Origin of the sequence: Hymenobacter setariae, assembly GCF_007713685.1 — a bacterium.
GTDB lineage: Bacteria > Bacteroidota > Bacteroidia > Cytophagales > Hymenobacteraceae > Hymenobacter > Hymenobacter setariae.
In genome coordinates this window covers 127,218-151,488 of sequence record NZ_VMRJ01000002.1, presented here as the reverse complement: position 1 = coordinate 151,488, position 24,271 = coordinate 127,218, and the positions used below count along the sequence as shown (strand labels likewise).

The 24,271-nt window shown below is 58.0% G+C and carries 15 protein-coding genes; 4 read left to right on the top strand and 11 right to left on the bottom strand.

All coding sequences use genetic code 11. From position 1 onward, the window contains the following. Positions 1 to 128: 128 nt before the first annotated feature. From rnr to FNT36_RS07110, 7 genes are all read right to left on the bottom strand, one after another. Positions 129 to 2,630 carry a ribonuclease R gene (rnr, locus tag FNT36_RS07140; protein WP_144845906.1) on the bottom strand — a complete coding sequence of 834 codons (2,502 nt, stop codon included), beginning with the start codon at positions 2,628 to 2,630 and terminating at the stop codon, positions 129 to 131. A gap of 159 nt (positions 2,631 to 2,789) precedes the next feature. Next, positions 2,790 to 3,620, bottom strand: coding sequence for an ATP-grasp domain-containing protein (locus FNT36_RS07135; RefSeq protein ID WP_144845904.1), 831 nt, complete (start codon positions 3,618 to 3,620; stop codon positions 2,790 to 2,792). Further along, a complete protein-coding gene (locus FNT36_RS07130) occupies positions 3,580 to 5,382 on the bottom strand; it encodes an ABC transporter ATP-binding protein (protein WP_144845902.1) in 1,803 nt (600 codons plus the stop codon). The genes FNT36_RS07135 and FNT36_RS07130 overlap by 41 nt, the downstream gene beginning before the upstream one ends. A gap of 45 nt (positions 5,383 to 5,427) precedes the next feature. Next, positions 5,428 to 6,111 (bottom strand): lipoprotein signal peptidase, encoded by a 684-nt coding sequence (locus FNT36_RS07125; RefSeq protein ID WP_144845900.1) that lies wholly within the window; start codon positions 6,109 to 6,111, stop codon positions 5,428 to 5,430. Positions 6,112 to 6,258: 147 nt separating this feature from the next. Beyond that, positions 6,259 to 9,669 (bottom strand): isoleucine--tRNA ligase, encoded by a 3,411-nt coding sequence (ileS, locus tag FNT36_RS07120; RefSeq protein WP_144845898.1) that lies wholly within the window; start codon positions 9,667 to 9,669, stop codon positions 6,259 to 6,261. Between the two features lie 119 nt (positions 9,670 to 9,788). Then, entirely contained in the window at positions 9,789 to 12,275 is a 2,487-nt protein-coding gene (locus FNT36_RS07115) for an efflux RND transporter permease subunit (RefSeq protein WP_144845896.1), read from the bottom strand. Positions 12,276 to 12,330: 55 nt separating this feature from the next. Then, positions 12,331 to 13,851 (bottom strand): glycine--tRNA ligase, encoded by a 1,521-nt coding sequence (locus FNT36_RS07110; RefSeq protein WP_144845894.1) that lies wholly within the window; start codon positions 13,849 to 13,851, stop codon positions 12,331 to 12,333. 201 nt (positions 13,852 to 14,052) lie between these two features. On the opposite strand from FNT36_RS07110, the gene FNT36_RS25415 reads away from it, so the two are divergent. The 4 genes from FNT36_RS25415 to FNT36_RS07095 all read left to right on the top strand — a co-directional run bounded on the left by FNT36_RS25415 (position 14,053) and on the right by FNT36_RS07095 (position 19,016). Beyond that, positions 14,053 to 15,465 (top strand): TonB-dependent receptor, encoded by a 1,413-nt coding sequence (locus tag FNT36_RS25415; RefSeq protein ID WP_233635744.1) that lies wholly within the window; start codon positions 14,053 to 14,055, stop codon positions 15,463 to 15,465. 20 nt (positions 15,466 to 15,485) lie between these two features. Continuing rightward, positions 15,486 to 16,451, top strand: a complete 966-nt coding sequence (locus FNT36_RS25410; protein ID WP_233635743.1) for a TonB-dependent receptor plug domain-containing protein — start codon at positions 15,486 to 15,488, stop codon at positions 16,449 to 16,451. A 22-nt stretch (positions 16,452 to 16,473) separates the two neighbouring features. Continuing rightward, a complete protein-coding gene (locus tag FNT36_RS07100) occupies positions 16,474 to 17,451 on the top strand; it encodes a DUF4249 domain-containing protein (protein ID WP_144845892.1) in 978 nt (325 codons plus the stop codon). A 161-nt stretch (positions 17,452 to 17,612) separates the two neighbouring features. Next, positions 17,613 to 19,016 carry an inorganic phosphate transporter gene (locus FNT36_RS07095; protein WP_144845889.1) on the top strand — a complete coding sequence of 468 codons (1,404 nt, stop codon included), beginning with the start codon at positions 17,613 to 17,615 and terminating at the stop codon, positions 19,014 to 19,016. A gap of 427 nt (positions 19,017 to 19,443) precedes the next feature. Here the strand turns inward: FNT36_RS07095 and FNT36_RS07090 are convergent, their stop codons facing one another. The 4 genes from FNT36_RS07090 to FNT36_RS07075 all read right to left on the bottom strand — a co-directional run bounded on the left by FNT36_RS07090 (position 19,444) and on the right by FNT36_RS07075 (position 24,194). Continuing rightward, on the bottom strand, positions 19,444 to 19,935 hold the full coding sequence (locus tag FNT36_RS07090; protein WP_144845887.1) for a hypothetical protein: 492 nt from the start codon (positions 19,933 to 19,935) through the stop codon (positions 19,444 to 19,446). 210 nt (positions 19,936 to 20,145) lie between these two features. Next, on the bottom strand, positions 20,146 to 20,640 hold the full coding sequence (locus FNT36_RS07085) for a DUF4385 domain-containing protein (RefSeq protein ID WP_144845885.1): 495 nt from the start codon (positions 20,638 to 20,640) through the stop codon (positions 20,146 to 20,148). A gap of 868 nt (positions 20,641 to 21,508) precedes the next feature. Then, the gene (locus FNT36_RS07080) at positions 21,509 to 23,230 is read right to left on the bottom strand and encodes an Ig-like domain-containing domain (RefSeq protein WP_144845883.1); all 1,722 of its coding nucleotides are present in this window, start codon (positions 23,228 to 23,230) and stop codon (positions 21,509 to 21,511) included. A 61-nt stretch (positions 23,231 to 23,291) separates the two neighbouring features. Next, entirely contained in the window at positions 23,292 to 24,194 is a 903-nt protein-coding gene (locus tag FNT36_RS07075) for a class I SAM-dependent methyltransferase (protein ID WP_144845881.1), read from the bottom strand. Between the last annotated feature and the right edge of the window lie 77 nt (positions 24,195 to 24,271).

Here is a 24,271-nt window from a genome sequence, read left to right as displayed (position 1 = left end):
CGGTGTTTTGTTGCTGCGCTTATAACGCCAAAGGACCTTCCCTAGTCAGAGTGCACCTGGGCCGTTGGTCCCAGTTGCCTCCTGCTACGAGAAGGTCCTTCATATGTACCTAGGGCGATAGCCGGAGCTTAGCGGCGGCGCTTGCCGCCTTCGCGGTCGCCGCGGCCACCCTTGCCAGAACCACCGCGTGAGCTGCCGCCCTTGTCGCCGCGGTAGCCACCGCCACGGCTGGCGCGGCCAGCTTCGCGCTCGGCCCGCTCACGCTGCTTCACGTGCTCGGGGCGGTTATCGACCAGCTCCATGTCAATGGTGCGGTCTAGCAGATTGGCCGACGTGATGACGACTTGTAGCTCGTCGCCGAACTGGATAATGCGCTTCGAGCCGCGGCCCACTAGGCGGTAGTTGTCCTTATCTAGCTCGAACGTATCGCCCGGAATGTCGGAGATGCGCACCATGCCTTCGCACTTGTTTTCTTCAATCTCGACGTAGATGCCGCGCTCGGTAAGGCCCGATACCACGCCCTTAAACTGCTCACCAATGTGCGCGCCGATGTACTCGACCTGCTTGTATTTGATGCTGGCGCGCTCAGCATTGGCGGCCAGTTTTTCGCGAGCTGACGAGTGCTTGCACTCTTCTTCCACTGGCTCGACGGGCACGTTCTTGCCGCCCTCTAGGTAGTGCTCGAGCAGGCGGTGGGCCATCATGTCGGGGTAGCGGCGGATGGGCGAGGTGAAGTGCGAGTAGTGGGCAAAGGCCAGCCCGAAGTGACCTAGGGGCTCGGTAGTATAAATGGCCTTCGACATCGACCGGATGGCCAAGCCTTGAATCACGTTTTGCTCGGGCTTGCCCACTACATCTTCGCTGAGCTTGTTGAGCTCAGTGCTGACTTTTTTAGGATTAGCTAGGTTCAGCTTGTGGCCGAACTTCTGAGCGAACAGCGCGAAGTTTTCGAGGCGGTCGGGGTCGGGTGCGTCGTGGGTACGGTACACCATCGTGAAGCGCGGCTTGGTTTTCTTGAGGCCAAATACGAACTCGGCCACCCGCTTATTGGCAAGCAGCATGAACTCCTCAATGAGTTTGTGCGCGTCCTTGCGCTCCTTCACATACACGCCGAGCGGCTTGCCATCCTCCCCTAGCTTGAACTTCACCTCCTGCGTTTCGAAGCTGATAGCGCCCTTGCGGAAGCGCTCAGCCGATAGCTTTTTGGCGAGCCGGTTCAACAGGTTGATTTCTTCGGCTAGGTCGCCCTCGCCGGTTTCGATGCGCTCCTGCGCCTCCTCGTAGCTGAAGCGACGGTCGGAGTGAATGACGGTTTTGCCAAACCACGAGTCTTGCAGCTTGCCCTTTTCGTCGAGCTCAAACACGGCTGAGAAAGTCAGCTTGTCCTCATTAGGCCGCAGCGAGCAGAGACCATTGGAGAGGTTCTCAGGCAGCATTGGAATCACGCGGTCGACTAGGTACACCGAGGTGGCGCGGCTCTTGCCTTCGCGCTCGAGCTCGGTACCTAGGCGCACGTAGTGGGTCACGTCGGCGATGTGCACGCCCACTTCGTAGTTGCCATTTTCGAGGGTACGCAGACTGAGCGCATCGTCAAAGTCCTTGGCGTCGGCCGGGTCAATGGTAAAGGTGAGGATGTCGCGGAAGTCGCGGCGCTTGGCAATTTCCTCTTTCGAGATGGTGGTCGGAATGGCATCGGCCTCCTCCTCCACCGCGCTCGGAAACTCGAAAGGCAAACCGAACTCCGCCATGATGGCATTTATCTCAGCCTCGTTTTGGCCGGCCGCGCCGAAGTTGCGAATGATGGTACCGACCGGGCTTTTGCCCTGCCCTTCGTGCTCCGGAAAGTCAGTGATGCGCACCAGCACCTTGTCGCCGTTGCGCGACTCGCCTAGCTCTTGGGGCGGTACCATCACCTCAAAATATGACTTACGGTTGTCCGGCTTTACGAAGCCGATGGAGCCTTGCACTTGCAGGCGGCCCACCACTTCCGAGCGCTGGCGCTTGAGCACCTCTACAACGTCGCCAGTGAGGCGTCCATCACGGACACCACGCAGGCGCACCCGCACTAGGTCGCCATCGAGGGCGTAGCGCAACTGGTCAGTAAAGACGCGGATGTCATCGCCCTCGCCATCTTCACGCACAACAAAGGCGAAGCGCGGCGTGGCCAAGGCTACCGTCCCGATAACGGTATTGCTATCGCGGCGGGGCCGGTCGGGGCCGTCGCCCACGTGGTCGAAGCCAGCAGAGCGGCGGCGGTGCACGATGGGGTCTTGGCCAAACTCATCTTCTAAGGTCGGCTCAGGCGCGACGGCGGGCGCGGCCTTCTTGGTTGTTTTGCGACCCTTGGTAGCGCTCGCGGCTACTTGCAGGTCGGTAGGGTTGCCTAGGCGGTACTCGTCGTTTTGGAGCAGCTCGATGCTGCCTAGGCGGCGCAATACTTTCAGGTGGTCGAATAGCTCGTCGCGCTGCGCTTTGGTTGTGATGCCGAGGCGACGTGAGAGCTGGCGGTAGCCCAGCACCTTGCCGGGGTTATCGGCAAACTCGCGGTACACGATGTCTTGGCTTAGGCTGGTGGCGGCAGCCTTCGCGCGGGATGCGCGGGGGGCTGCGGGGTCTTTAGGGTTTTTCATAATAAAGAAGACGGGCCGCCAGACAGCTAAGATTAAGATTGACGGAGGCGGCCGATAACGCCAAGCACAAGCTTGGCTGAGATGTAATACGAGGCGCTGGGTGGAAGGATGGCCTTCACTTGCCGAGCGCGCTAGGTGGTGCAAAGAACCACTCAAAAATTAAACAACAGTATGGGGCATCTTGCCTGCCCCACCCTCTGCCAAGGTCCGTAGCACGCGGCTACCGAATTCGGCCACTGACCACTCCTTGAGGTCCGATACCTGACCGTCGCCTACCTCTACCAGCACGGGCTGGCCGGTCAGGGTTTCGGCCACATCTAGGGAGTAGAAAAGCCGCGGCTGCAACGCGGCCACGGCTGCTTGCAGTGCCTCGGGTAGTACCGCTCCAGCAGAACCCAGCGCCTGCCCGCGCACTACAAAGAAGCGGCGCTCTGAGCCGGGCTTCAAGTCAACAAAGTCGCGCACAAAAAGGGTCGTGCTGACTGGCAACTCTTGCAGCTGCCAGAAGTCTGCCAACTGCTGCTGGCTGGTCAGCACCGAGTCGGCACCGAACGACTTCACCAAGCCCTTCACAAAATAGCGCCGACCAACTGCGCAATCCAGGGCGACTGGCTCCGTAAGGAAGCAGCTCGGAAAGGTGTGAGTGGCCACTGCCTCGTACCAGCCGGTTGCTTGGTGCGAAGAAAGGTACTCGGCCGGCGGCACGGCCAGCGGCAGCAACCGGGCGAGCTGGTCATACTCGGCGGCCGTCAGCATCCAGCCTCGGTACAGCACCGGCGCGGGCTGTGCAGTGTTGCTAGCCAGCGTGGGTATCCATACTCGGTCGTTATCCATATCGACTAGCCTAGTGGCTAGCCCCTGCGCCCGCGCCCATTCGTACTCCGGCGCCCACATAGGGTCAACGGTGCGCGGCTGGTACGGTAGGCAGGGATAAATGAACTGCATCGGCTTAGGCTTGAACTCGCGCTGCGATACGGGCTGGGTCGTCACTCGGGATAGCAGCTAGCAACTGCTGGGTGTAGGGGTGCTGCGGGTGCGCGTACAGCTCGGCGGCCGGGCCGCTCTCCACAATCTTACCCTGGCTCATTACGAGCAGGCGGTCGCTCATAAAGCGGGCCACCGACAGGTCGTGCGTGATGAAGAGGTAAGTAATGCCTAGGTCGCGCTTGAGGTCGTTGAGCAGGTTGAGCACTTGCGCTTGCACACTTACGTCAAGCGCCGACACTGACTCGTCGCACACGATAAGCTTCGGCCGCAGGGCCAGCGCCCGCGCAATACAAATCCGCTGCCGCTGCCCCCCACTAAACTCGTGCGGGTAACGCTGCTCCGCGTCTTCGCTTAAGCCCACGGTGCGCAGTAGCTCACGCACCCTAGCTTTTTGCTCGGCACGGCTGCCGCCCACCCCGTGCACCCGCAGTGGCTCCAGGATAGCCTCGCCCACAGTAAGCATCGGGTTCAAGGCCGCGTAAGGGTCTTGAAACACTAATTGAAATTCGCGCCGTCGCTGGCGCAACTCCCCGGCAGGTAGCGCGGCGAGGTCCGTGCCTTCAAACAGGATGCGTCCGGACGTTGGTTCCGTGAGGCGCAGCAAGGCCCGTCCTAGGGTAGTTTTCCCGCAGCCCGACTCACCAACCAAGCCCACTGTCTCGCCGGGGTAGATAGTGAAGCTGACCTCATCCACGGCCCGCATATAGCTAGTGGACCGAGTAAAAAATCCCTTGCGAATTGGGAAGTGCACCTGCAGATTTTCGACTTGTAGAAGAGGCTGCGCGACCGTGGAACGTGAAAATTGTTCCACGGGGAACGTTTTGGAAGTATCAGAAATGGTTTGTAAGCTCGCGAGAGCCTTTTTTGATAGGTCCGCCTTTTCTTCTTCCGACCGAGCCACCAAATTACCGGCCGCATCCACGCTCATAAAGTCAGCGACTACAGGCAGCCGTGCTTGACCGATAGAGAGCCGAGGCCGACAAGCCAACAGTCCTTTGGTGTACGGATGCTGAGGATTGGTAAAGATGTCCAGCACTGCCCCCTGCTCCACTACCCTACCCCGGTACATTACCAGAATACGGTCGGCTATCTCCGCCACTACTCCTAGGTCGTGGGTGATGAATAGAACAGCTGTGCCATGCTCGCGGCGCAGGTCGCGGATGAGTTGCAGAATGCGCGCCTGCACCGTGACGTCGAGCGCGGTCGTCGGCTCATCGGCAATGAGCAGTGCTGGGCGGCAGGCCATGGCCATCGCAATCATCACACGCTGCTTCTGGCCGCCGCTTATCTCGTGGGGGTATGACTTGAATATTTGCTCGGGCCTGGGTAGCTGCGCTTCGGTAAATAGTTCGATGGTACGCGCCGCGGCAGCCTGCTCGCTCAATGAGGTGTGCAGCCGCAGCGCCTCTACTACTTGGTAGCCGCAGGTCAGCACTGGGTTCAGGGAGGTCATGGGCTCCTGAAAAATCATGCTGATGTCATTGCCTCGCACTTGCTGCAATTCTTTTTCGGAAAGCTTTAGCAAATCGACCTCGCCCAGCTTCTCCGATTCAAACACAGCCGTGCCGCTCTCGACATGCGCGGCGGGCTTGGCTAGAAGCCCTAGGAGCGCCAACGAAGTCACCGACTTGCCCGAGCCCGACTCGCCCACGATGGCGACGACCTCTCCCCTACTCACGGTCAGCGACACGCCCGCTACGGCACGCGTGTGCCCGCGCTGCGAGCGAAAGTCTATAGTCAGGTCCTGAACGGTGAGTAACGGCATGGGGCAAAAAAAAGCGGCGCGGAAAATTTCCGCGCCGCAAGTTTACTAGGCAAGGTCCGAAGCGGGTGGACCCGCTGGTCGCGGTGCTTCCTCCTTCACTTCTCCTTCGTGCTTAAAGAAGCGTCCTTGGAATAGCAGTATCAGCGCCACGCCGATGAAGATAGACGAGTCGGCGATGTTAAAAATTGGCCACAGCGACACGTACTTGCCGCCCACCAGTGGCCAGGCAGCAGGTAAAAAGCCCTCGTAGATGTCGGCGTAAATCATGTCTATCACCTGCCCAAAGAACCACGGCGAGGGCGAGCCAGCCGGCGCATTGTGATAAATGATGCCGTAGAAGATAGAGTCTATCAAATTGCCCACGGCCCCACCTAGGATGAGCGCCATGCAGGCAATGAAGCCTCCAGCGGCCCGATGCCGCCACAAGTACACGATGTAGTAGCTCAGCCCACTCACCGCCGCTAGCCGGAATGCCGTGAGTAGCAGCTTGCCATAGGGCGGCGGTAGCTCCACGCCGAAGGCCATGCCGGGGTTAGTCGTGTAGTGCAGCTTGAGCCAGCGGCCAATCAGCATGATTTCACCACCCGATGTAAGGGTAGCGTTACTGTGTACTAAATACTTAGATAGTTGGTCAATGCCGATAACCAACAAGGCCAGCAGGAAATAAGGAAGGACGCTGCCGCGCCGCGCCTGATAGGGCGGCCGGGTAGTAGCGGAATTAACTGGCAAATCGGTCTGCACGGATGAAACTCAAGTTACTTTGTACTGTTTTATACCGAATTATGAGGTTTGAGAACCAATCTAAAGCGGTACGAAAAGGGCGTTGTGCGGAAGAAAACCCGGCCGTAGTTTCAAGTGCAGCCGGGTTGTTCATACTCAGGCAGTTACTACTTCTACTTTAGCGGGCACCAAGAAGTCATCAAACTCCAGCACCGCGCCGCCAGCTACTTCGGGCACAAAGTCAAGACGTAGGGCCTGCACTTCCTCGCGGATGTAGTCGCCAAACGAGGCTACGGCGGCTTGCAGCTCAGCGGGCGCGCTGGCCCCTAGGTGCACGCTGATGCGGTCCTGCACCTCAAGGCCCGAGTCTTTGCGCAGGTTCTGGAGGCGGTTGACCAGCTCGCGGGCTAAGCCTTCCTGGCGTAGCTCTTCGGTCAGGGTCACGTCGAGGGCCACGGTGAGCGGGCCGTCGGTGGCCACCAGCCAGCCGGGCAGGTCTTGGGTGCGGATTTCGACCTCGTCGAGGTGCAGTGTGAGGGTTTCGCCCTCCACTTCCACGGCTAGCTCGCCTTGCTTTTCAAGCTGGCTCAGCTCGTCGTTGGTCAGGGTTTGGATGCGAGCACCCACTGCCTTCAAACGCGGGCCGTACACCTGCCCTAGGCGCTTAAAATTGGGCTTTACCGACTTCACCAGTACGCCGCTCGTGTCGTCCAAAAACTCCACGTGCTTCACGTTAACCTCGGCGCAAATCAGGTCTTCGACCTTGCCAACTTGCTCCTTAGTCGTGTCATTCAGCACTGGCACCAGAATGCGCTGCAAGGGCTGGCGCACCTTTAGCACCGACTTCTTGCGCAGCGAGTGCGTGAGCGAGCTGATACGCTGGGCCAGCTCCATACGCTCTTCCAACGCCTTGTCGATGAGCGCAGTATCTGACTCAACAAACAAGGTCAAGTGCACCGACTCCGGAGCTAGGGGCGTGTTTTTGGCTACGGCCTCGGCGCGCATGCCGTCGGTCATGTTTTTGTAGAGCCAGTCGCCGAAGAACGGCGCGATGGGCGACATCAGCTGCGACACTACCACCAGGCACTGCTGCAAGGTTTCGTAGGCGGCGCGCTTGTCGGTAGTCAGTTCGCCCTTCCAGAAGCGGCGGCGCGACAGACGCACGTACCAGTTGGACAGCTGGTCGGTCACGAACTCCTGGATGGCACGGGCCGCCTTCGTGGGGTCGTAGTTGTCGAGGTGGCCACGCACTTCCCCTATCAGCGTGTGCAGTTTGCTCAGAATCCAGCGGTCCAGCTCACTCAAATCGGTTAGCGGCACGCGGTCAAACTCGCTAGTTTGAAAGCCGTCGAGGTTGGCGTAGAGCGCGAAAAACGAGTACGTGTTGAACAGCGTGCCGAAGAACTTGCGCTGCACCTCTACGACGCCCGCTTGGTCAAACTTGAGGTTATCCCACGGCGGCGAGTTCGCAATCATGTACCAGCGCGTAGCGTCGGGGCCGTACTGCGCAATGGTCGCAAACGGGTCCACTGCGTTACCTAGGCGCTTGCTCATCTTGTTGCCGTTTTTATCCAGCACCAAGCCGTTGGCAATCACGTTTTTGAAAGCCACCGAGTCTTCTAGCATCACGGCCAGCGCGTGCAGCGTGAAGAACCAGCCGCGCGTTTGGTCTACGCCTTCAGCGATAAAGTCAGCGGGGAAGTTCTTTTTAAAAACCTCTTGATTTTCAAATGGATAGTGCCACTGTGCATACGGCACCGCGCCCGAGTCAAACCACACGTCGATAAGGTCGGGCTCGCGGTACATGGGCTGGCCGCTGGGCGAGACGAGAAAAATATCATCGACATACGGGCGGTGTAGGTCGACTTTCTCACCGTTGGCGTAGGGGTTGTGGGTCATGACTTCGGCCGCTACGGCCTTGTCAATCTCCGCCTTTAGCTCAGCGATGCTACCGATGCAGATTTCCTCCGTGCGGTCCTGGGTGCGCCAGATGGGCAGCGGCGTGCCCCAGTAGCGCGAGCGGCTGAGGTTCCAGTCTACCAGGTTTTCGAGCCAGTTGCCAAAGCGGCCAGTACCGGTGCTTTCGGGCTTCCAGTTGATGGTTTTATTGAGCTCGATGAGCCGGTCTTTCACCGCCGTAGTCTTGATAAACCACGAGTCGAGTGGATAATAAAGAACCGGCTTATCGGTGCGCCAGCAGTGCGGGTAGGTGTGCTCGTACTTCTCGGTTTTGAAGGCCGTGCCATTGGTGCGCATCCGGATGGCGATGCTCTCATCCAACGTTTTATAGTCGGCGCCGCTTTGGTCGTGGCCGTCGTAGTTCTTCACCCAGCGGCCGCCAAACTCACCCATTTCGGCCACGTAGCGGCCAGTGCGGTCTACGATGGGACCTAGGGTGCCCTCTTTGTCAGGCAGCATCAAGGCAGGGATGCCATTGAGCTGCGCTACCCGGAAGTCATCGGCGCCAAACGTAGGCGAGATGTGCACGATGCCCGTACCGTCTTCCGTGGTTACGAAGTCGCCGGGGATAACGCGGAAGGCGTTTTCCTCACCTTCAAAATGCGGAAAACCAGCTTCGGTGCCAAACAGGCGCTCGTAGTGGATGCCCACTAGGTCGGCGCCCGTAAATTCAGCTTCGATACGCCACGGCAGCACCTTTTTGTCGCCCTCAGCATAGCCTTCGAACGAAGCATTACCCCCTTTTTCCGAGAAGTAGCGGCTCACCAACGCCTTCGCCAGCACCACCCGGATGGGTGCAGCATTGTACGGATTGAAGGTCGAAACCAGCACGTAAGGAATGTTCTTCCCTACCGCTAGGCCCGTGTTGGCGGGCAGCGTCCAGGGCGTAGTCGTCCAAGCCAGGATATAGGTATTTCCCTCACCCCCACCGGCAAACAGCTTCTCCGAAACAGCATCGCGCACTACCTTAAACTGCGCCACGATGGTCGTATCCTTAACGTCCTTATACGTGCCCGGCTGGTTTAGCTCGTGCGAGCTAAGGCCAGTGCCGGCGGCCGGCGAATACGGCTGGATAGTGTAGCCTTTATACAGGAAGCCCTTGTCGTAGAGCTTCTTGAGCAGTGCCCAGCAGCTCTCAATATACTCAGGCTCGAAGGTGATGTAAGGGTCGTCTAGGTCCACCCAGTAGCCCATTTGCTGGGTCAGCTCGTCCCACTGCGCCTTAAAGCGCATCACAGTTTCGCGGCAGCGTTGGTTGTAGTCCTCTACGCTGATTTTGTGGCCGATATCTTCCTTTGTGATGCCCAGCTCCTTCTCTACTTGCAGCTCGATAGGCAGGCCGTGGGTGTCCCAGCCGCCCTTACGGGGTACTTGCTTGCCGAGCAGCGTCTGGTAGCGGCAGAAGATATCCTTTACTGCCCGCGCCATCACGTGGTGGATACCAGGCTGGCCGTTGGCCGAGGGCGGGCCCTCATAAAACACGAACGTGGGCTGGCCCTCGCGGCTGCTCACGCTCTTTTCAAAGATGCCGTTGGCGTCCCAATAGGCTCGCACATCGGTGGCGAGCTTAGCGTAGTCGAGCGGCTGCTTGTATTCGGGGTAAGTCATTTCTCAAAAGTCTGTCATGCGATGCTTGCGAAGCATCTTCTCACCACTGAACGACTCGTTCTGGTGCGATAAGATGCTTCGCAGGCGCCGCATGATAGATTAATTTAAATCGCAATTAATCAAACAGTTTTCACCTTAGTCTGCTCCACGCTCAGGCGTTGCAAGTTCTGGTCTATGTCGTCGTCTTCCTCGTGGTAGCTATCGTCGTAGTGGCGAATGGGCGCGTTGCCGGGAATTTTCTCCCCCTTGCCGTGCTCGAACGTCACGAGCAGCGTCGGCAGCAGCACGAGGTTCGAGAAGTTGGTTATCAGCAGTGAAGCACCCATCAGCACACCTAGGGCCTTCGTACCACCAAACTCACTGAAAGCGAAGATGCTAAAGCCCAAGAACAGTACGATACTGGTGTAAATCATGCTGGTACCAGCCTCCACCATTGTATTAGTAATGGCCTCCGTGACAGTGCGGCCGGCCATTGCCATCTCTTGCCGGAATTTGGCGAGTAGGTGAATGGAGTTGTCGCCGTCGATACCCAGCGCAATCACGAAGATGAGCGCCGTAGCCGGCTTGAGCGCAATACCAAAATACCCCATGATACCGGCCGTGAGCGCTAGCGTGAAGATGTTAGGAATGAGCGCATAGAAGATGGTGCGCACCGAGCGGAACAGCAGCAGCACCACTACCGCTACCAGCCCAAAGGCCCACATCAGGCTCTCGCGTAGGGTGCCAATCACATACTCGTTGCCCTTCGTGAAAATAACCGTGGTACCCGTGCGGCGCACCGTCATTCCCGACTTGGCGAAAATGCGCTCCATGGCTGGCTCGATGCGCCGGGCTACCAGCGTATCCAGCTTGTGCGAACCAATATCGGCTATTTTGAGACTGATACGGGCTTTCTGCGAGTTCTTATCCACGAAGCTGTTGAGCAGCTTGTTCATCGATGCCCCGGCCGTGCCCTGGGCCATGGTAGTCTTGGTCGAGTCGGGGACGTTGGTGGTAGCACCACCCTGCGAATTGGCCAGGTAGCTCAGAATAAAGTTCTTGTCGTCGTTGTTGGGCAAGCGGTAAAAGTCCGGCTCACCATTATAAAACGCCTGGGTCGCGGCCTTTATAAACGTGACCATGCTGATGGGTGGCGACAACTCGGGTTGGGCCCGCAGGAAGTTCTCGAACTGGTCGATTTTCTGCAAATTGGGCAGCTTGAGCAGGCCTTTGGGCTTGCCCGTATCCACCACAAATTCGAGCGGCATCACCCCGCTAAAGTGCGACTGGAAGAACTCTAGGTCGGTATTAACAGTGCTCGACTTAGGCAGGTCGTCGACCATGTACGACACAGCCTCAATCTTGCGAATACCGATGCCGGCTATCACCAGCAGCCCTAGGGCCGCCAGGTATACCGTGCCGCGGCGGTGCAGCACCACGTGGTCGAGGAAGTGGATAATGCCCAGCAGCGGCTTCGAATCGAGGTGCTCAAGCTGCTTCTCGGTAGGCGGCGGCAGGTAGGTAAACACCGCCGGAATCATGATGAAGCTGATGGCGAAGGCGATGAAAATATTAATCGTCGCCACCATGCCAAACTGATAGAGAATGGCAATATCGGTGAACGTGAACACCACGAAGCCGATGGCTGTAGTGAGGTTATTCATCAGCGTGATGAGGCCGATTTTGCGGATTACCCGCGTCATGGCCAGTATCTGGTTACCCGATTTGCGGTAGTCGTAGTGGTAGCGCGAGAGCAGATACGTACAGTTTGGCACACCGATAACTACCAGAATGCTAGGTATCAAGCCCGTGAGCAGGTTGATTTTATACCCTAGGAGTACGATGCTACCCACGCAGCATATCATCACGCATACTACTACCAGCAGCGGAAATACCACCGCCGACCACGTGCGGAAAAACATGAAGAGCGTAAAGCCCATCACGACCACCACTAGCATGGCGAAGAACTTCATCTCGCCGGCCACCTTGCTCGTCATCGTGGAGCGCACGTAGGGCAGGCCCGCGTAGTGCATCTTGATGCCCGTATTCTTCTCAAACCGCTCGGCGTGACCCAGGATGTTGTTCATCACGGCCTGGCGGCGATTCGAGTTGAGATACTTCGGGTCGAGGGTTACGGCCAGTAGCGTGGCGCCGCTGCGCGGGGCGATAATCTGGCCTTTGTAAAACTCGATGTTGTTGACCACCCGCATCAGCGAGTCCAGCTCGCGCTGCGAGCGCGGAGCCTTCTTGAAAATGGGCGACGTCACGAACTTCGAGTCCACCGTGTCCTTCTCAATCTGGATGAGGCGCGGAATGCCAAGCACGCCGCTCACGCCCTCCACCTTAGCCAAGGTATCAGTCAGTTGGTGCAGCTGGTTGAACTTGCCTAGCTGGTACACCGAGCTGTCCTGCATACCTAGGACGAGGATGTTACCATCCTCGCCGAAGGTCTTTTTGAACTGCTGGAAGTACACCATGTCGGGGTCCTTCGGGCTCACCACCTGGGCAAAGTCGTAGGTCATCTCCACGTCCTTGGCAAACCAGGCCATGGTGACGGTAAAAATGGCAATCAGGCCCAGCAGCCACTGCCGGTACTTGATGATAAAGAGGGCGATATGTCCCCACATAAGCTTACAAATTGTTGGTTCATACCGCCCTCTTCGGGTCGTGTTTGAACCAGGTCTACAGTTTTTCGAACACGCGGCGGAAGCTTACAGCCTCGCCGATGTATGCCCGCAACGCGCTGATGGGCATGCGGGTTTGCTCGCGAGTGTCGCGGTCGCGCACTGTCACGGTGTCGTCCTCCAGCGTTTGGCCATCCACCACTATACAAAAAGGCGTTCCGATAAGGTCCTGGCGGGTATAGCGTTTGCCAATGGCGTCTTTGTCCTCAATTACGAGGCGGAAATCAAACCGCAGGCTGTCGAAAATTTCTTGTGCTTTTTCGGGCATACCGTCCTTGCGCACTAGCGGGAAGATGGCCGCCTTGATGGGTGCCACCGCCGGGTGAAGCTTTAGGAAGGTGCGCTGCTTAGTAGTTTGGGCTTCGCCCTCCCCTTCCGTAATGGTTTCCTCCTGGAAGGCCTGGCAGATAGTGGCCAAGAACAGGCGGTCGGCCCCTACCGAGGTTTCGACCACGTAGGGCACGTAGTTACCGTAGGGCTTGCCGGTGGCGGGGTCTAGGTCGTTGTCGAAGTATTGCTGCTTCTTGCGGCTCAGGTTCTGGTGCTGGGTCAGGTCGAAATCCGAGCGCGAGTGAATGCCCTCGATTTCCTTGAAGCCGAAGGGAAACTCAAACTCGATATCCACGGCCGCCTTGGCGTAGTGGGCCAGCTTGTCGTGGTCGTGGAAGCGCAGCTTCTCGGCCGGCAGGCCAATGGCTTCGTGGAAGCGACGGCGGGCCGCCTTCCAGTTGTCGTACCACTCGCCTTCGGTGCCAGGGCGCACGAAGAATTGCATCTCCATCTGCTCAAACTCACGCATGCGGAAAATGAATTGGCGGGCCACAATCTCGTTGCGAAACGCCTTACCAATCTGCGCAATACCGAAGGGAATTTTCATCCGAGCCGACTTCTGCACGTTCAGGAAGTTCACGAAAATGCCCTGGGCCGTTTCGGGGCGCAGGTATACGGGTGGCGCATCCGAGTCTACGGCTGAGCCCTGGGTCGAGAACATCAGGTTGAACTGGCGCACGTCGGTCCACTTGCTAGAGCCGGAGAGCGGGTCCGTTATTTTCTCGTCTAGGATGAGCTGCTTCACACCGGCTAGGTCATTCTCAGTTAGCAGGCGGCCTAGCTCGGCGGTGAGGGCCGCGCCGCGAGCAGGGTCGCCGGCCTTCTCGTACTCGGCAGCTTTCTCCTCGATGAGCACGTCGGCGCGGTAGCGCTTTTTGCTGTCAAGGTTGTCGATGAGCGGGTCGTTGAAGCCTGCCACGTGGCCGCTGGCCTCCCAGGTGCGGGGCTCCATGAAGATGGCCGCGTCGATGCCGACTACATTGCCGTGCAGTTGGGTCATGGCTTCCCACCACAGGCGCTTGAGGTTGTTCTTCAATTCCACGCCGTTGGGGCCGTAGTCGTACACGGCGGCGAGGCCGTCGTAGATTTCCGACGACTGGAATACGAAGCCGTATTCTTTGGCGTGGGCGACAATATCTTTTAGCTGCGTGTTTTCAGCAGAAGGCGAAGTGGTGGCGGGCTTGCTCATAAGCCGCAAAGTTAGACCGCAGATTATAACGGATTAAACGGATTTCACAGATACGTCCAGCAATGCCGGGCTGGCTGGGGGCGCGGGGCGGGACTTAGAAGAAGTTTGGGCGAGCTCGTTCATCTAAAAAACAGAAGCTGCAACCTAGGACCTACTTTGGTACTCTCAAAGGTGCGGCGCCTGCTCTTCCTGTTTTTGCTTATGAATCAACTTCTTCGCTGCTGCGTGCTGGGTTTACTGGTAAGCCCGGCGGTAGCGTGGGGCCAAACGCCTAACATACCGGCCCGCATTACCATCAGCGGCTACGTGCGCGACCGGGCCACGGGCGAAAACCTGATTGGGGTGGCAGTGGTACTGGCGGGCACCGGCCAAGGCACTGCTACCAATACTTATGGCTTCTATTCGCTTACGGTGCCCACGGCGGGGCTCGACTCGGTGCGGCTGGTGGCCAACTACCTAGGGTACGCGCGCCAGCGCTGGGCCGCCCCAGTCACGAGCAGCACCAAACACGACTTTCTGCTGCCCGCCGCCACCAACGAGCTGGCTAGCGTGGAGGTAGTGGGCGACCGCCAGGCCGATGACCACGGCCCGCGCAGCACCCGTATGGGCACCATCAACGTGCCCATTGCCCAGATTAAGAGCTTGCCTAAGCTGATGGGCGAAACCGACGTGCTGAAGGTATTGCAATTGCTGCCCGGCGTGCAAAGCGGCGGCGAAGGCACCAGCGGCCTGTACGTGCGCGGCGGCTCGCCCGACCAAAACCTGATTTTGCTCGATGGCACGCCGGTCTATAATGCCTCGCATTTGTTCGGCTTCTTCTCGGTGTTCAATGCCGATGCGCTTAACAACGTGGAGCTGATAAAGGGCGGCTTTCCGGCGCGCTACGGCGGGCGGCTGTCGTCGGTGCTCGATATTTCGATGAAGGAAGGCAACGCGCAGGAGCTGCACGGCGAGGGGGCTATCAGCCTCATTGCCTCGCGCCTTACGCTAGAAGGGCCGATTAAGAAGGATGTGGCCTCGTTTATCGTGTCGGCCCGGCGCACTTATCTCGATGTGCTGGCCCGGCCCTTTATTAGGTCGCAGCTAGCTAAGGAAGGGAAAGCGGGCTCCCTAGGGTACTATTTCTACGACCTCAACGCCAAGCTCAACTGGAAGGTGAGCTCGCGCGACCGCTTGTATCTGAGCGCTTACCGGGGCTACGATAACTTTTACTACAATGAGCGCAATGCCCAAGAGCGCCCCGACGACTATAACCGTTCTGACAATGGCCTAGGCTGGGGCAACCTCACCGGTGCCCTGCGCTGGAACCACGTGGTCAATGACAAGCTATTTCTCAATACGCACCTCACTTACAGTCAGTATCAGTTTGACGTGGGCCAGGCGCAGGAGCGGCGCTTCCTACAAAACGGCGAGCCTGTGGCTTCGACCAATGCGCTGAGCTATCGCTCCGACATCCGCGACTGGACCTTGAAAATGGACTTCGACTACGTGCCTTCGCCCCAGCACTATGTCCGGTTTGGGGGCCAGTTCATTCGGCACACGTTTCGGCCGGGCATCTCGTCGCAGCAAGACAACATGGCCGGCGTGACCAGCGAAGCCGCCTCGGGCACCTAGGTAGCGAAAGTGGGCTGTACGTGGAGGACGACTACCAACTCAGCAACCGCTTTAAGGTGAATGCGGGCTTGCGCCTAAGCAGCTTCTACGTGGATAGCAAGCTCTACCCTTCGCTAGAGCCGCGCCTGGCCGCCCGCTACATGCTCACCGACGAGTGGGCGCTGAAGGCCTCCTACGCCCGCACCACGCAGTATGTGCACTTGCTTACCAACAGCGGCATCGGCTTGCCCACTGACCTGTGGGTACCCGCCACGGCGCAGGTGCGGCCCCAAGTGGCGCACCAAGTGGGACTAGGGGTGGCGCGCACGCTGCGTTACCGCGGGGAGGAGTTTGAGTTCAGCTTCGAGACCTATTATAAGCCTATGCAAAACCTCGTGGAGTACCGCGAGGGCGCCAGCTTTCTCAACACTACCAATAACGACTGGCAGAGCAAGGTCACGAGCGGCCAGGGCTGGGCTTATGGCGGCGAGTTCTTTTTGCAGAAGAAAACCGGCCGCACCACTGGCTGGCTGGGCTACACGCTGGCCTGGAGCAACCGCCGCTTTCCGGAGCTGAACCAAGGGCGGCTTTTCCCCTACAAATACGACCGGCGGCACGACATCTCACTGGTGGTTATCCACAAGTTCAGCTCCACCCTCACGTTGTCGGGCACCTGGGTCTACGGCACTGGCAATGCTACGACGCTGGCTTCTAGCCGCTTCCAGCTTGGTCCGTACCAAGACTACAACGATTACGGTGACCGCAACTCGTACCGGATGGCGGCCTACCACCGCTTCGACCTCGACCTGAGCAAAACCAAGAAGAAGCGCTGGGGCGAAGTTGTCAACAGCATCTCCCTTTACAATGTGTATAACCGCCGCAATCCCTACTACATGTACTTCGCCCCGGCCGACGTGTATGACGGCGTAGTGCGCGAGTCTGCCCAATACCGCCAAGTGTCGCTGTTTCCCATTATCCCGTCGGTTAGCAAGGCCTTCAAGTTTTGAGCACTAGCATTATCTTATTCTTATGAGAACCTCTTTGCTACGCGGGGCCCTGGCGACTACCCTAGGGCTGGCCGGCTGCGAAAGCGTAGTGCCCGTGGACCTGCCCACCCACACGCCGCAGCTATCCGTGTCCTACACGCTTAGCAATCAAGCGCCCCCGACCGGCATGCAGGATTTTTTTGACGGCCGCTCGCTCTACGTGAGCACCAGCCAGAACGTCGGCAGTATCAACCGCCTGGCGGGCCGTGCCGACGCCACCGTGGAACTGTGCGATGCCAGTGGCCAGGTGGTCGAGCAGTTTCGGCCCCGTGGCCGCGGGGGCTACGGCAGCACCGACAGTACCAAAGGCTACTACGTGCCGGTGCGCGGCTACGTGGGGCAGCCCGGCCAGCGCTACACGCTGCGCGCCAGCGCGCCTAGCGTCGAGGCTGTGTCAGCGGCGCTCACTTTACCGGCTGCGCCCACTATTGAATCGGGGAGCTATGCCCTCGACCCGGCGCAGCCCAACTATCAATATCGTGGGCGCCTGACTTTTAACATCCGAGATAACGCAGCCACTACCGACTACTACCTGGCCTATGCAAGAGTACTAGACGCCACTGGCCAGCCCATAGGCACCGTGCAGCAAGAATACGGAGACCGTAATAATGCGGAACTCGCTATCAAGCTCGCTCGCCTAGACCTGTCGTGGCCAGGCTACCTGTATCAGATGTTACCGATTAGCGATGCCGGTCGCCAGGGCCAGCGCCTGAGCTATAGCAGTGATGTGTATCTATCGGGCAATTTTCGCGGCAATTCTGCTAGCACGACGCCTGCCTTTATTGAGGTTATCGTGAGCAGCATCCCGGCCGAAACCTACGAGTTTTATCAATCTATTCAGCGCTTCTACGACACCGAGGGCAATCCTTTTGCCGAGCCTGCTCCAGTGCGCTCCAACATACAAGGCGGCTATGGCCTCTTTGGCGGAGCTACTGATGCCACGCTACGCTTTCCAATTTAGGCTTGCAGCGTACGATTTTTGTCGGCTCCACTGGCCTTAGGTCAGGTACTTAGCTCTGGCTGGTGAAAAGCGACGGCCCGGCGGTAATGATTAGGTAACATGCTCGTTGGTGAAGGCCCTGTTAATTTTGGGGGCCGATTTCCCCACTCGGCATTTAATTTATGTTCGGACTTGAACCCCATGTCTTGCTGCTCCTAGGCATTTGTCTATTTGCAGCTTGCGCTTTTGAATTCGTTAACGGTTTTCATGACACGGCCAATGCCGTGGCAACCGTTATCTATACCAATACCCTGCGACCCTGGGTGGCCGTGGTTTGGTCGGCCTTCTGGAACTTCATCGGCGTGTTTTCGGGGGGTATTGCGGTGGCCATGGGCATCGTGTACCTGCTGCCCGTCGAAAGCCTGATTGACCAGAACGTATACCACGGCATTGCGATGGTGGGTGCCCTACTGGTAGGCGCCATCATCTGGAACATCGGCACCTGGTACTACGGCATCCCCTCATCGTCGTCGCACGCGCTCATTGGCTCCATCCTTGGGGTTGGCATCGCGTTTTCGCTGCTGCCCGGCGGCCGGGGCGCGGCCATCAACTGGAGCAAGGCTAGCGAAAGCGGCTTGGCCCTGCTCCTAGGTCCATTGCTGGGCTTCACTTTCACCATTGGCATGATGTTCTTGCTCAAGCGCTTCTCGCCCAGCAAGGCCATCTTTAAAGAGCCGCACAAGCGCAAGCCGCCACCCTTGTTCATTCGCCTCACCCTCATTGCAACCTGCACGCTGGTGAGCTTTTTCCACGGCTCCAACGACGGCCAAAAGGGCGTAGGCCTGATTATGCTGATTCTAATTGGCATTGTACCAGTGCACTTTGCGCTCGATAATTCCAAGAATCCGCTCGATTTGCGCGACTCACTTACTAAGGTCGAGTACGTTATTGGTCGCATCAATGCCACCGAGCTGGGCGCGGCCGACCAAAAGCTGCTTGCCGAAGTACGGGCCCAAACGACCGACCTAGACCGCGTGTTTGCCGGTAAAACCAAGGTAGAAGACCTGCCCAAGCAGGCGCGCTTCGAGATTCGCCGGGCCATCCTGCTGCTTGCCAACCGCGGCAAAAAGCTATTGGCCAGCGAGAGCGTTAGCCTCAGCTCTGCCGACCGCGACACCTACAAAGCGGCCGTGGGCCAGATGAGCAGCTTCACCGACTATGCACCCTGGCAGGTACTCCTGATGGTATCGCTGTCCTTGGCCTGCGGCACTATGATAGGCTGGCAGCGCATCGTAAAAACTATCGGCGAGCGCATCGGCAAAGAGCACCTCACCTACGCCCAGGGTGCCAGCTCGGAGCTAGTAGCCGCTATGATGATTGGGGCTAGCACTCAGCTCGGTCTGCCTTCCTCTACCACGCACGTGCTGTCATCGGCCATTGCGGGCAGCATGGTGGCCAATCGCGGCATCAAGAACCTAAACCCTCAAATGGTGCGCAGCATTGCCCTGGCTTGGGTTCTGACCCTGCCTGTGACAATGGTGCTGTCGGGTGGCTTGTTCCTGCTATTCCGCGCTATCAGCGGCTAGCCTTGCCATACCTTACCAATTCTAGCAACGCCCGGCTCTTTTCATAAGAGCCGGGCGTTTTTGTTTACAGCCTAGCGGTTCTTGCTTAGTAGCAACTGGTGAGTTATTCATCACATGCACTATCAACTTGTGCACACTTGTCCACTGACTTATCCACAAGCGGTCGAATACGTGTTCATTACCCTCGTGCAGCACCTAGGCTGCTCTTATTAAGGTAGCCTATACCATATGAAAAAAGCCAACCTGATTAGGGTTGGCTTTTTTGCTAGACAGGTTAGGTAAGTTAACTAACGATAACCTAGGAATAATCCCAAGGTCACAGAGTTATCCACTTATCCACACCCAAAAACGGCCTTTTTGTGGATAACTTTTAGCTAAATGTGCTAATTCAAGGAAACTTTTACCTATTTCCAGTTTTCCACACGCTTTACTTGCTAGGCCACTGTACTTCCAAATCGTCGTTGATAAACACGCCGAAATTGACAAATTGCAGCTGGCCTTCCTCGAAATACATGTCTATCATGGACTTCTCGTAGCTCAAGCGTACTTCGCCGCCTTCCATCGTTTCGAGCTCGGGCGAGCCCTGGTTGTGGCGCTGCATCAGGTCACGCACCTGGTCGAGGCTGCGGCCGTGAATGGGCTCGCCGAAGAGGCGCAGGCCGGGGTTATCGGTTTCGATGCAGCTTAGGCGGAAGTCATCTTCGCGGTCGAAGTAGAGCGACAGTAGGTGGTCGTCTTCGTAGTAATTCCACGCTTGGTGCTCGAAGTCGTCCTCGTCTTCCGACTCTTCGATTTCCTCGGGCTCGCCCACTAGGGTGCGCACCTCGTCCATGGTCGCCCCGAAGCGCAGCGGGCCCATGCCGGTACCCAGAATGATTTCGTTTTCTTCGATGCTGTTGGGGGTGGTTTGCGGATTCATATCAGCAGGGGGGTTATAAGTCAGACAAAGGTAGCGGTGTGAGTACGGGGGAAGTGATTGGAGGATAAGGCGAGGATGTGAATAAGTGGATAACTGCCTGTTGAAAACTAGCGGAATACTTGCAGCACCAGTGGCAAATACCCTAGGTCTGCCTCCCTTCGGTTGAGACTCCTCTCCTACTCTTAGCTCCTTATTCTCTCACCTAGGCATCTACTTCCCATAGGTTGCCTCAAAGGCGGCTTTCTGGCGCTGGTATTCGGGCAACGCTTTGGCTTCGCCCCATTTCTGCTTGAAAATGGCGGCGGCTTCTACTTTATCCACATCAGGCGCAGCGGTGCGGGGTAACTCGGCGCGGCCGTGAGCGCCGCTTTGGCCCTTTTTATCGGCGGGTACCGGGCCATCGTATTTTTTGCCGCCACGGTGGTTGGCGTAGCGCCGAGCACGCGTGAAGCCCATTTGCAAAAACTTACGGGCCATATCGGCGCCCACAAAATCGCCCGCCTGCAAATAAGCCTCGAAGAGCTTCCAAATAGCTGCCGATGACTCCCGGGCCGCCGCCGCATCCTTGAAGCGCCAGTGGGGCAGGATTTCGCCCTTGTAGGGCTGCACCAGCAGTACCCCCTGCTCGCCTTTTCCTACGCGATACAATTCGGGGTGCTGGCGAAAATCGACCGTGTGGAAATCTAAGGTGTAATCGAACGGCATAAAGCGGGTACGCAGCTTGGCTTGCTTCGTTTTCTGGCTAGACCGAGTTTTCCACTGCTTTGCGTGTCCTGAGGTAGTTTTTTCACGGGCCAACCCTTCTAGGGTGTGGAAAGCTTTTGACTGCCCGAAGTTTTCCACAAGCTAATAAGTTTAATTAAAATCTTTTTTTAAAAATCTTTTTTATTCTCATCCATCAGGGCAGTGGATAAGTTCATAACTCTAAAACGTTATCCACAGCGTGGATAAGAGGTGCACAACTACAGGCTTATCCACGGGCTATCAACAGCCATTGTGCATATCATTTGGCTGGCGGCTAAAAACTTAGCGTAGTTTTCCACTATTCACAAGGGTTATCCACTTATCCACTATTCACAGCTTACCACCAGTGTGGATAGGGCTGCTGGCGGTGGATAGTTATCCACCGCTATCCACAGCGCCGTGGCCCTGTGCTGGTAGCTGCCCCGGCAAAAAAAGTTACCCCCAACTTATCCACGGGTTGTGCACGGTTATCAGTCGGGTTATCCACTTTTCTGTGCACAATGGCTGCTAGTAGTGGGAAACTATGTGGAAAACCCGTGGATAAGCCACAAAAAAGGCCCTCAGTAACTGGAAACGTGGATAAGTTTTCCACTTTCGCAGATGCTGAAGTGGAAAACGACTGGGTTTATCCACTTTTTGAGGGTAATGGCACCCTAGGTGCTTCGTAGCAGCCTGCAGTTACTGGAGGTTGCTACAAAGCATCTAGCTCATGCAGTAGCTAGCGGTGCCTTGACTGAGAATCTGCCCGGGAGGATTGTGGAAAAAAAGTAGCCCGACCCGCAAAAAACAGCGGGCCGGGCTACTGGCTGTGGATAACTTGAAAAGAAAGCTAAAACGCTAGCTTCACTGGGTCGTCTAATTCAAAGTTGGCGCGCAACTTAATGAGCGTGGGCGACACTAGTATCGGCTCGGGCGGCACACGCAGGTTGGGATCGGGGCCGCGCCAGCGGCCATCGCCGTCCTTATCCACAAGTACGCGTAAGCGATAGCTGCCCGGCGGCAAGCGGTCGAAGCGGTAGCGGCCCTTGGGCGAGCGCAGCTGCCGCACCACCTGGTACTTGTCGTCGAGCAGTTGCAAGTCGAATTGCTTTTCCTGAGTTTGGATGGTACCCTTAATAACACCGTTTGGGTCGATGTCAGTCACGGCTAGGCGCAGCGCCCGCCGCAGGCCCAGCGACTGCCCGTTAATGGCCGTGATAGTGGTAGTATCAAGGCTGATTTCGACGTTTTTCTGCGCTTTTGTATCTAGGATAATAGTGAGCTCGGTACGGTCGGGGCTGAGGGTGCCATCGGCGGGCAGGCGCAATGGGCGGCGCTTCACCGAGTCTTCGACTAGGGTACCTACGGGCTGGCCCGGCGTTAGCCGCACGGGCACCGGAAACTTGAACTGCACCTGGCCCTGCCTAAATACTGAGCGCGGATTACCCTCGACGGTGGTGCCAGCAGGAGGTGCGGCCTTGCGGCTAGACGCCGTAGGTACCGGAAACGTAATATTGAGCGTGTCGCGGGCAGTGTTGCCGGTGCTGTCGGTTACGGCCAGCAAGTAGCGGCCATCGCCTAGGGTGGGCGTGCGGTAGAGAATGGCCGCACGACCATTCTCGGTCACAAGTACCGATTCTTGCAAGGCCGCCGTATTGGCGGGAGTAGCGCCTGTGGCGGGCGCCAGGCTCAGGGTGCGCAAGCCTTCATTGAAGCGCAGGCGCACTTGCGTGGCCGAGCGCTCTAGGTTGGTGCGGCGCGGGGCCAGGCGGTCGGGCTGCGTGAGCAGCAGCGCCCTAGGTCGGGTGGTGTCGCTAAGGGTGAGGGGCGCCGGCAGATAGGCCAGCTTTTCGCCATCGTCGTAGCGGCCGTTGTTGTTTTTATCAACCCAGGCATACAGGTTGTACTGCCCGCTTTTGATAAAATTTAATTCATAATTGCCCTTGCTATCGGCGCGGGTTAGGTAGTAAGGCGAGCCGCGGCGCACGCCAGCCGTGTCGGCCACTCGGTACAGGCCCACGCTGGCGTCGGCCACGGGGCGGGACGTGAGCAGGTCCGTCACGGTGCCCTGCACCTTGGCCGAGTCAAGGGTCGGGCCCGTGCTAAAGCTCAGGGCCTGGTACTTGGCCGGCAAACTCTCCGTAATATCCACAATGGCCTTGCGGAAGTTGAACGAGTACGTGGTATTGGGCTCCAGCGGCTTCGGAAACTGCAGGGTCACGCTGTTGCGGTCCTCGCGCAGCTGGTACTGATTATCGGGCCCGAGCTGCGGAGTGATGAGCAGATTCTTAGGCAAGTCTTTCACCTGCACCGCCTCCGAAAACGTGAGCCGGATAAACTGCTGCTTCACATTGCGGGCCGCGCTATCGGGCGAGGTGGCTATGAGGCGGGGCGGAGTTCTATCGCGCGGGCCGCCTTGGGGCGAGCTCACTGCCGCGCAGCTACCTAGGGCCGCCAGCCCGGCCGTGGCCACTAGGCTCGCCCAGCCGCGCCGCGTAGCATGACTACCGAGGCAGCGACGAAAAAATGAAAACCGAAAATGTGTGAAAAGCGAAAAACGAGCGGCAGGCATGCGGGGCAGCAAATAAAAAAAGCAAGACAAAGATGGCCGCCCTAGGTGCTACGCGCCGCGGCTAGGCTCCGCGCTCAGCTACGTACAGCACGCTAGAATATTGCCCATCGTGCTGAGCTGCGTAGCGATTAGAGCTGTAGCCGGCGCGCAGCACGGTGAGTGGGCCGCCGGCCCGCTCAGGCGAGCGGTGCTTTTCGGAGAGCATACTCACGTAGTAGGCATCTAGCGCCAGCGGTAGCTTTTGGCGCACGGCCAGGCCGTGGCGACTGAGCAACTGGCGCATCGAAGCTGGGCTGAAGTGGTAGAGGTGGCGCGGTACATCATAAGCGGCCCAGTCCTGGCGGTAGTGCTGGGCGTCGAGGCTCTCTACATTGGGCACCGCAATGAGCAGCTTGCCGCCTGGCTTCAGGGCTCTAATCAACTGGTCAAGCGTTTCGTTGAGCGTATGCACGTGCTCCAGCACGTGCCACAGCGTGATGATGTCGAAGCTACCCGGTGCCAGTGTACCTAAGGCACTGGGCTCCTCAATAGGTTGGCCCACCCGCGTAGTGGCATCGGCGCGTGCTAGGTCATTAGGCTCTAGCCCTGTTACCTGCCAGCCCGCTTTTTTGGCGCCGGCCAAGAAGTGGCCCGTGCCGCAGCCGTAGTCGAGCAGCCGGCCCTGCTTGCCGCCATTGAGCTTCGTTATCAGGGATACTTTGCGGCGCACTGTGAAGAAGCGCGCCACTTTATACACTTGGTTTATCAGCCCCTGCGCCCCGCTGTTGTGCGACACATAGGCCGCCGACTCGTAGTACCGCCCAATGCTGGCCGCGTCGGGCCGGGGGTTAGTGAACTGAAACTCGCAGGCCTGGCACTGCACAATGGTAAACGTTTCCTGGCTTACCGACCTGTCTTGTACTTGTAGCTTTTCGCGCAGGTCGGTCTTCCCGCACACCGGGCAGCGTTCTAGTAATTCAGTCACTCCTAAAATCAAGTTAAGAGCTAGGCGGTCAGAAGGTAAGAGCTGCACCACTGCTGGCTCCTACCTTCTGACCGCCT